Consider the following 8,923-nt stretch of genomic DNA (forward strand, 5'->3'; position numbering starts at 1 on the left):
ACGAAGGCCGAGGCGAGCGTCAGCACGAGCATCGAGGCAAGCAGCCCGGCGGCCGGCCGGGCGCGGCGCAGTTCGGTCACGGGCAGGGCGCTCATGCGAGGAGGCGGGGCGGGCGGGGACTGCAGGGTTCGCAGCCGCCGGCGCTCGCGTGCCGGCGGCTGCGCTCACAGGCATTCCGCAGGGGCGAAGACTTGTATATAAACCGCCGGCCCGGCGGTTTATATACAAGTCCATGCCCTACATCCCGACCCAGAACGCCTGGAACGGCGAAGCCGACTGCCGCACCTGCAGCGTGCGGGGCTCGGTGCTGTTCGCCGGCCTGCAGCAGAACGATTTCGATCTGATCCACCAGCCGATCGACGACATCGCCGTGCCGGCGCAGGGCCGGGTCTATCACGTCCATGAACCGGGCGCGCGCGTGTTCACGCTGCGCAGCGGCCTGGTCAAGCTCGTGCAGTACCTGCCCGACGGCAGCCAGCGCATCGTGCGGCTGCTGCGCGGCAACGACGTGCTCGGGCTCGAAGCCCTGCTCGGCCAGCCCTACCAGCACGATGCGATCGCGCTGACCGCGGTCGAGCTCTGCGCGATTCCGCGCGAGGTGGTCGCGGTGCTGGCGCGCGAGCAGCCGGCGCTGCACACCGAGCTGCTGAAGCGCTGGCAGCAGGCGCTCAGCGATGCCGATGTCTGGCTGACGGAGCTTTCGACCGGCACGGCGCGCGCGCGCGTCGCGCGGCTGCTGCTGCGTCTGGCCGGCCCGCGGCCGGTCGAGGCGTTCCGGCTGCTCGGACGCGAGGACATCGGCGCGATGCTCGGCCTGACGCCCGAGACCGTCAGCCGCACCGTCGCCGAACTGCGTCGCCAGAAGCTGCTGCGCGAGCAGGGCGCCGGCCTGTTCACGGTCGATGCGCCGGCGCTGCGCCGGATCGCCGATGGCGGCTGATGCGCGCTGCCGCCGTTCCCGTCCCGTCGTCTGCTGTCGTGAGGTGGAGCAATGACCGGCATCCGCGCCCTGCTGTTCGACGTGTTCGGCACGCTGGTGGACTGGCGCACTTCGGTGGCCCGCGAAGCCGAAGCCGTGCTGGCGCCGCTCGGGCATGCCCTCGACTGGCCGGCGTTCGCCGATGACTGGCGCGCGCGCTACCAGCCGGCCATGGAGGCGGTGCGCTGCGGTCTGGAGCCCTATGTTGCGCTCGATGAACTGCACCGGCGCAACCTCGACGCCGTGCTCGCGAGCCGCGGCATCGAGCTCGATGAAGCCCGGTGCCGGCACCTGAACCTCGCCTGGCACCGCCTCGACGCCTGGCCGGATGTCGGCGACGGGCTCGCGGCCCTGCGCGAGTCCTTCCTGCTGGCGCCGTGCTCGAACGGCAACATCGCGCTGATGGTGGCGCTGGCGCGCCGCAACGGCTGGCACTGGGATGCGATCCTCGGGGCCGAGCCGGCGCGGGCCTACAAGCCGCAGCCGCTCGTCTACCTGCACGCGGTCGCCGCGCTCGGCCTCACACCGGCCGAAACCCTGATGGTCGCGGCGCATGCTGCCGATCTCGCCGCCGCCGGCGCGCTCGGCCTGCGCACGGCCTTCCTCGCGCGTGCCGCCGAATACGGCCGGCCGAACCCCGCCGACCAGCCGGATTTCCCGGTCGATTTCCACGTCGACAGCCTGCCGGCCCTGGCGGCACAACTGCGGGCCGGCGGCTGAGAAGCTAATTCGCCCTGCCCGAGGCCCGGCAGGCCGGCGGGTGCAGCCGTTCGCCGGCCGCCCCGGCCGGCAAAGCCGGGGCGTACAGCCAGCCCTGGACCGCCGTGCAGCCGTGCGCCTGCAGGAAGCGGCGCTGGGCTTCGGTTTCGACGCCTTCGGCGACCGTCTCCAGGCCGAGGCTGCGCGCGAGCTGCAGGATGGCGTGCACGATCGCGGCGTCCTCGGCGTCCCCGGGCAGGCCGTCGATGAAGCTGCGGTCGATCTTCAGCTCGTCGAGCGGGAAGCGCTTCAGGTACGCGAGGCTCGAATAGCCGGTGCCGAAGTCGTCGATCGACAGACGCACGCCGGTCGCGCGCAGCGCCTTCAGCGTCAGCGCGGCTGCGGCCGGGTCCTTCATCAGCACGCTCTCGGTCAGTTCGAGCTGCAGGCAGCAGGGCGCGAGGCCGGAAGCGCCGAGCGTGGCGGCGACCGTATCGACCCAGTCGGCCTGCGCGAACTGCACGGCGGAAACATTGACGGCGATGGTCAGCGGCGGGATGCCTGCCCGCTGCCAGGCCACGGCCTGCGCGCAGGCGCTCCGCAGCACCCAGTCGCCGATCGGCCGGATCAGTCCGGTTTCCTCGGCGATCGGGATGAAGCGCTCGGGCGAGACGCGCCCGAGCTGCGGATGCTGCCAGCGCAGCAGCGCCTCGGCCCCGCGCGGGCGGCCGTCGACGAAGTACTGCGGCTGGTAGTGCAGTTCCAGTTCCTGGCGTTCGAGCGCCCCGCGCAGCGCGTTCTCCAGCTCGAAGCGCTCGGCCAGATGCGCGCTCAGGCGCGGCGTGAACGGCTGGGCGTTGTTGCGGCCCTGCGCCTTGGCCTGGTACATGGCCGCGTCGGCGTGGCCGAGCAGCGTGTCGATGTCGGTGGCGTCGTGCGGGTAGCAGGCGTAGCCGAGGCTCGGCGTCACGCGCAGCTCCTTGCCGCCGATCAGGTACGGCTCGGCCAGCGTGCGCATCAGCTTGGCGGTGAGCCGCTCGGTGTCGGCCGCCTCGACCAGACCGGGCAGCAGCAGCACGAACTCGTCGCCGCCGGTACGGCTGACCGTGTCGCCGCTGCGCACGACCGAGCGCAGCCGCGTGCCGACCGCGCAGAGCAGCGCGTCGCCGGCAGCGTGGCCGAGCGTGTCGTTGATGTGCTTGAAATGATCGAGGTCGAGAAACACCAGCGCGAAGCCCGGTCCGCCGCTCGCGGCGGCGTGCATCGTCTGCTGGATGCGCTCGCGCAGCAGCGTGCGGTTCGGCAGGTCGGTCAGCGGGTCGTAGTCGGCGAGGTGGCGGATGCGGGCCTCGTTCGCCTTGCGTTCGCTGATGTCGGTGAACGCGGCGACATGGCGCACGGCGCGACCTTGCGCGTCGCGCAGCACCGAGATGCTCAGCCACTGCGGATAGGCCGAGCCGTCCTTGCGCCGGTTCCAGAGCTCGCCGCTCCAGTGACCCTTGCGCGCGAGCGCGTCCCAGAGCGCGGCATAGAACGCCTCCGGCTGGCGGCCCGAGGACAGCAGGTTCGGGTTGCAGCCGATGGCCTCGGCCGGCGCATAGCCGGTCACGCGCGTGAAGGCCGGGTTGACGGCGAGGATGCGGTTGTCGGCATCGGTGATCATCATCGCGTCGTTGCCGATCTCGAACACCAGGCTCGCGAGGCGCAGCTCGGCTTCGACGCGCTTGCGTTCGGCCACATCGCGCGCGATCGCGCAGGCATAGCGCTCGCCGCCGGTTTCGAGCGGCGTCCACGCCACCTCCAGCGCCAGCGACCGCCCGTCGGGGCCGGTCGGGGTCGCCTCGTAGCTGTCCGGCTGCGTCGGCACGCCGGGCGGTGCGAGACCAAGCTCGCCGAGGCTGCGACCGGTGATGGCCGCGGCCGGGCGCCCGAGCGTGCGGCAGGCGGCGTCGTTGGCATAGACGACGCAAAGCCCCGCATCGGCGAGGAAGATCGAATCGGCGGCCGCGTCCACGCAGCGCTGCGTCAGGTACAGCCGGCGTGCGCTCGCTTCGAGCTCCCGGCGCCGGGCGCGCAGCCGCGCCTGTACCCAGCGCGCGTAGGCGATCGAGCTGCCGAGGCCGACACTCAGCGCCAGCGCCAGCGCCCACAGCGTGGCGCGCTCGCGCGCCCGGACGCCGGCTTCAAGCTCGCCGCGCTGGCTGGCGAGCGTGACATCGAGGTCATCGAGATACAGACCGGCGACCAGCGTCCAGCCCCAGGCGTCGAAGGGCGTGACCACCGAGAGCTTCGTGCGCAGCGGACCGCCTGCGGGCCGGTTCCAGTCGTAGCGCACGACGCCGCCGCCGGCACCGGCGCTTGCGAGCAGCTGTTCGAGCACCGCACGGCGCGTTGCATCGAGGGTGGTGCGGCCGTTGCTGCCTTCGAGATCGGGATTCGCCGGCGTGACCATCATCCGGCCGTCGCGGTGGAACACGGCGATGTAGCCGTCGTCCTCGAAGCGCAGCGCGCGCAGCCGGTCGAGTGCCTCGCGCTGCAGCATGCGCATCATCGTGTCGAGGTATTCGCCGGTGCCGAGCAGCCAGTGATACGGCTCGAAGCGCCGCACCCAGGTCAGCTTGTCGTCCATGCGCGTGGCGTCGTTCGGGGGATACCAGCGATAGCGCAGCAGGCCGGCACCTTCGGGCTGCGTCGCGACGCGGATCAGCTCGCACATGATGCAGACGCCGTTGTCGTCGCGGATCGGCAGCAGCGAGTGGCCCTCGCGCTCCGGCGAGGTCGGCAGCAGCACGCAGTCGCCATCGAGCGTATCGATGAAGTAGTAGCCGCGACCGTCGAAGAAGCGCAGCGGGCGCAGCGTCTCGACGATCAGCTTCTGCGTTTCGGCCGTGCCGAGCGGGCCGTCGAGGAGGCGGTGCATCGAATAGACCAGTTCGTACGCGGCCTCGGCCTGCTCGCGCACGCGCTCGGCGAGCAGCGTCTCGGCACGCGAGCGCAGCCAGTCGAGCCAGATCCGGGTTTCGTCGACACGGCGGCGCAGCAGGGTTTCCTGCTGTGCGAGCGTTTCACGTTCGAGCTGATCGATCCGGCGTTCGACCTCGCGGCGGTAGTCGGCGATGAACCACCAGCCGAGCGCGAGCACGAGCGCGGCGATCAGTACAAAGGACACACCGACCTGCAGCCAGGGCAGATAGTCCTCATCGGTGAGCCGGCGCAGGGGGGTACCGGGCATTGCGGGTTTCATGGTGCGAAATTTTCCACCATGCCATCGACCTGACGCATGGGCGGGCTCGCAGGGACACACAACTTATCTGTTTGTTAATGTTCTGGCCATTCCCTTTGCACCGGCCGCTCCGGCGGGGCTGTGCCGGCAGGGAAGGCGGCGGAAGTCCGGAGTGTCCGGAACAAGCGCACGGGAAAGGGATGGGGCCGACGGCGACTGCCCGGCAGGCAGGCGGGATCCTGCGCGGGAGCGCCGGAACCGGGCGCGGGCTCCGGGAGGCCGCACGCCCGCTCATGGCTGCAGGAGCATGGGGGCGTCGCGATCAGCCGTACACGGACTGGAAGGCCGGCTCGTGTTCCGGCAGCGGCCGGCGCTGGCCCTCGCCATCGACGGCGACGTAGACGATCACCGCCTCGGTGACCTTCACGCACAGCGCCGGGCGCTGCGCGAAGACCTCGACGCGCACGGTGATCGAGGTCGTGCCGATGCGCTCGATGCGCGCGAAGCTGCTGACCAGATCGCCGACGGTGACCGGCTGGTGGAACTCCATCGAATGCACGGCGACGGTCGCGACCCGCCCCTGCGCGTATTCGATCGCCAGCACCGAGCCGGCCAGGTCCATCTGCGCCATGATCCAGCCGCCGAAGATCTGGCCGTAGGGGTTGGTGTCGGCCGGCATCGCGACGGTGCGCATGGTCGGCTGGCGGTTGCGCGGAAACTCGGTACCGTTCTCGGGGCTGGACATGCGGGGATTACCTCGGCGAGATTGCTGTTTTCACCGGCGGCGCAGCCCTTGACGGCGGTCATGGCAGCGGCGCACGCCCGGCAGTAAGACGGAAAACCAACGATAACGCAGCGCGACCCGCACGACGGGCGCGCGCACGACCTGTAGGAGGGGCGATGGCGAAGGCGCGTACCGTTTGCATGTACCTCGGTGAGCAGCTCGGCCGCTACGGCTTCGGCGACGACCACCCGTTCGGCGAGGACCGCATCCACGCCTTCATGGACGAGATGCACCGTCGCGAGCTCGACTGGCAGGTGCGCATCCTCGATTCGGTGGCCTGCACCGAGTCCGAACTGCTGCTGTTCCATACGCCCGAATACGTCGCGCGCGTGCAGGAAGGCTCGCGCACCGGCGAGGGCATGCTCGATTATGGCGACACGCCGGCCTACGTCGGCGTCTACGACCACGTCTCGCACGTGGTCGGCGCGGTGCTCGATGCCACGCACAAGCTGATGAACGACCAGATGCGGCGCTGCTTCGTGCCGATCGCCGGCCTGCACCATGCGATGCCGGACACCGCGGCCGGCTTCTGCGTGTTCAACGATGTCGGCGTCGCGATCAAGGTGCTGCAGCAGCAGTACGGACTGGAGCGCATCGCCTACGTCGACATCGACGCGCACCACGGCGACGGGCTGTTCTATCCGTTCGAGACCGATCCGACGGTGATCTTCGCCGACATCCACGAGGACGGCCGCTACAACTTCCCGAACACCGGCTTCCCGCACGAGATCGGCAAGGGCGATGCGAAGGGCCGCAAGCTCAACGTGCCGCTGCTGCCGCTCTCCGGCGATCAGGAATTCAACATGATGTGGGAGAAGGTCGAGGGCTTCGTCGACGACTGGAAGCCGCAGTTCATCTTCGTCAACTGCGGTGCCGACGGCCTCGACGGCGATCCGCTCGCGCACCTGCACTACTCGCAGCAGGCGCACAACCGCGCGATCCGCAGCCTCTGCAGGATTGCCGAGCGCCACAGCGAGGGCCGCATCCTCGCCGTCGGCGGCGGCGGCTACGACCTGCGCAACGTCGGACGCGCGTGGGCGACCGTCGTCAACGCGCTGCTGGAATCGCCGATGACCGTGAACTGACGGCTGTCAGCTCCGCGTTCCAGGCCGCAACCGGCACGCAGGCTGCCGGTTGCGGCCTTTTTCATTACACTAGCGCGCTTTTCCAGCCGGCCGGACGCCCCCTGCGTCCGGCCGCACGCTTTCAGGGGACGCGGAAATGTTCGGTAAAGACATGCAGATCGCCGGCTACGACGACGAACTCTGGGCGGCCATGCAGGCCGAGGCCCAGCGTCAGGAAGATCACATCGAACTGATCGCCTCGGAAAACTACACCAGCCCGCGCGTCCTGCAGGCGCAGGGTTCGGTGCTGACCAACAAGTACGCGGAAGGCTATCCCGGCAAGCGTTACTACGGCGGCTGCGAGTACGTCGACGTGGCCGAGAGCCTGGCGATCGCGCGCGCGAAGCAGCTCTTCGGTGCCGACTACGCCAACGTCCAGCCGCATTCGGGCTCGCAGGCCAACGCCGCCGTCTACATGGCGCTCTGCGAGCCGGGCGACACCGTGCTCGGCATGAGCCTCGCGCACGGCGGTCACCTGACCCACGGTGCCAGGGTCAACTTCTCCGGCAAGATCTACCACGCCGTGCAGTACGGCATCGACGACGAGGGCCGCATCGACTACGACGCGCTTGCGCGCATCGCCGTCGAGTGCAGGCCGAAGATGATCGTCGCCGGCTTCTCGGCGTATTCGCAGGTGCTGGACTTCGCGCGCTTCCGGCAGATCGCCGATCAGGTCGGCGCGTATCTGTTCGTCGACATGGCGCACGTCGCCGGACTGGTCGCCGCCGGCCTGTATCCGAACCCGGTGCCGTTCGCCGACGTGGTCACGACCACGACGCACAAGACGCTGCGCGGCCCGCGCGGCGGCCTGATCCTCGCGAAGGCCAACGAGGCGATCGAGAAGAAGCTCAATTCGCTGGTCTTCCCGGGCACGCAGGGCGGTCCGCTGATGCACGTGATCGCCGCCAAGGCCGTCGCCTTCAAGGAGGCCCTGGAGCCGGCGTTCAGGAGCTACGCGCTGCAGGTCGTGCTCAACGCCAAGGCCATGGCCGGCGTCTGCCTGGAGCGCGGCTACAAGGTCGTCTCCGGCGGCACCGAGAACCACCTGTTCCTCGTCGATCTGGTCAGCCACGGCATCACCGGCAAGGCCGCGGATGCCGCGCTCGGTCAGGCGCACATCACCGTCAACAAGAACTCGGTGCCGAACGATCCGCAGTCGCCGTTCGTGACCTCGGGCATCCGCATCGGCTCGCCGGCGATCACGACCCGCGGCTTCAAGGAGGCCGAGGTGCGGCAGGTCGCGCACTGGGTCTGCGACGTGCTCGACGCCGTCGACAAGCCCGAGCTCGAAGCGACGGTCACGCGCGTGCGCGGCGAAGTCGCGGCGCTCTGCGCGCGCTTCCCGGTCTACACGCACTGAAGCTGCCCCGGCGCGCGCCGCGATGCACTGTCCGTTCTGCGGCGCTGCCGACACCCGCGTCGTCGACTCGCGCCTGTCGCCCGAGGGCGACCGCGTGCGCCGGCGGCGCGAATGCATCGCCTGCGGCGCGCGCTTCACGACCTTCGAGCTCGCCGAGCTGGTGATGCCGCGCGTCGTCAAGCGCGACGGCCGGCGCGAGCCCTTCGCCGGGGACAAGCTGCGCGCCGGCATGCTGCGCGCACTCGAAAAGCGCCCGGTCGGCGCCGAGGCGATCGACGCGGCGCTGGCGCGCATCACCCGGCGCGTGCGCGCGCTCGGTGAGTCCGAGGTCAGCTCGAACCAGCTCGGCGAATGGATGATGGACGAGCTGCGCCGGCTCGATCCGGTCGCCTACGTGCGCTTCGCGTCGGTGTACCGCAGCTTCGAGGACGTGAACGCCTTCCGCGAGGAGATCGAGCGCCTGCAGGCACCGGCGGACGGACGCGAACCGTGAGCCGGCCTGCTGATCCCGCCACCGATGCCCGCCACATGGCACGCGCGCTCGCGCTCGCCGCGCGCGGCCTGAACACGACCAGCCCGAACCCGCGCGTCGGCTGCGTGCTGGTCGCGCCCGATGGCGAGGTGATCGGCAAAGGCTGGCACGAACGCGCCGGCGAGCCGCACGCCGAGGTCCACGCGTTGCGCGCAGCCGGCGGACGCGCGCGCGGCGCCACCGCCTACGTCACGCTCGAACCCTGTGCGCACCACGGCCGCA

The 8,923-nt window shown here is 70.3% G+C and carries 8 protein-coding genes; 6 read left to right on the forward strand and 2 right to left on the reverse strand.

Annotation, left to right across the window (positions count from 1 at the left end; all coding sequences use genetic code 11):
• Positions 1-232: 232 nt before the first annotated feature.
• Together PKE44_RS10825 and PKE44_RS10830 are read left to right on the forward strand one after the other, a co-directional pair.
• Positions 233-940, forward strand: coding sequence for a Crp/Fnr family transcriptional regulator (locus PKE44_RS10825; protein WP_324550965.1), 708 nt, complete (start codon positions 233-235; stop codon positions 938-940).
• A 51-nt stretch (positions 941-991) separates the two neighbouring features.
• A complete protein-coding gene (locus PKE44_RS10830; protein ID WP_324550967.1) occupies positions 992-1,699 on the forward strand; it encodes a haloacid dehalogenase type II in 708 nt (235 codons plus the stop codon).
• Positions 1,700-1,703: 4 nt separating this feature from the next.
• Here PKE44_RS10830 and PKE44_RS10835 read toward each other — a convergent pair whose 3' ends face one another.
• Both PKE44_RS10835 and PKE44_RS10840 read right to left on the reverse strand, forming a co-directional pair.
• Entirely contained in the window at positions 1,704-4,910 is a 3,207-nt protein-coding gene (locus PKE44_RS10835; RefSeq protein WP_324550969.1) for an EAL domain-containing protein, read from the reverse strand.
• A 313-nt stretch (positions 4,911-5,223) separates the two neighbouring features.
• Positions 5,224-5,646: an acyl-CoA thioesterase gene (locus tag PKE44_RS10840; protein ID WP_324550971.1), complete on the reverse strand. Its 423-nt coding sequence runs from the start codon at positions 5,644-5,646 to the stop codon at positions 5,224-5,226.
• 155 nt (positions 5,647-5,801) lie between these two features.
• On the opposite strand from PKE44_RS10840, the gene PKE44_RS10845 reads away from it, so the two are divergent.
• The 4 genes from PKE44_RS10845 to PKE44_RS10860 form a co-directional block, all read left to right on the forward strand.
• Complete coding sequence (locus PKE44_RS10845) at positions 5,802-6,770, forward strand: acetoin utilization protein AcuC (protein ID WP_324550973.1); 969 nt, start codon at positions 5,802-5,804, stop codon at positions 6,768-6,770.
• 136 nt (positions 6,771-6,906) lie between these two features.
• Positions 6,907-8,169 (forward strand): serine hydroxymethyltransferase, encoded by a 1,263-nt coding sequence (gene glyA / locus PKE44_RS10850; RefSeq protein ID WP_324550975.1) that lies wholly within the window; start codon positions 6,907-6,909, stop codon positions 8,167-8,169.
• Positions 8,170-8,191: 22 nt separating this feature from the next.
• Positions 8,192-8,662 carry a transcriptional regulator NrdR gene (gene nrdR / locus PKE44_RS10855; RefSeq protein ID WP_324550977.1) on the forward strand — a complete coding sequence of 157 codons (471 nt, stop codon included), beginning with the start codon at positions 8,192-8,194 and terminating at the stop codon, positions 8,660-8,662.
• Between the two features lie 35 nt (positions 8,663-8,697).
• Positions 8,698-8,923: deaminase (locus PKE44_RS10860; RefSeq protein WP_324550979.1), on the forward strand; the 226-nt coding region annotated here is incomplete at its 3' end.

It is taken from the genome of Plasticicumulans sp., from assembly GCF_035331805.1.
In the GTDB taxonomy this organism is placed as follows: domain Bacteria; phylum Pseudomonadota; class Gammaproteobacteria; order Competibacterales; family Competibacteraceae; genus Plasticicumulans.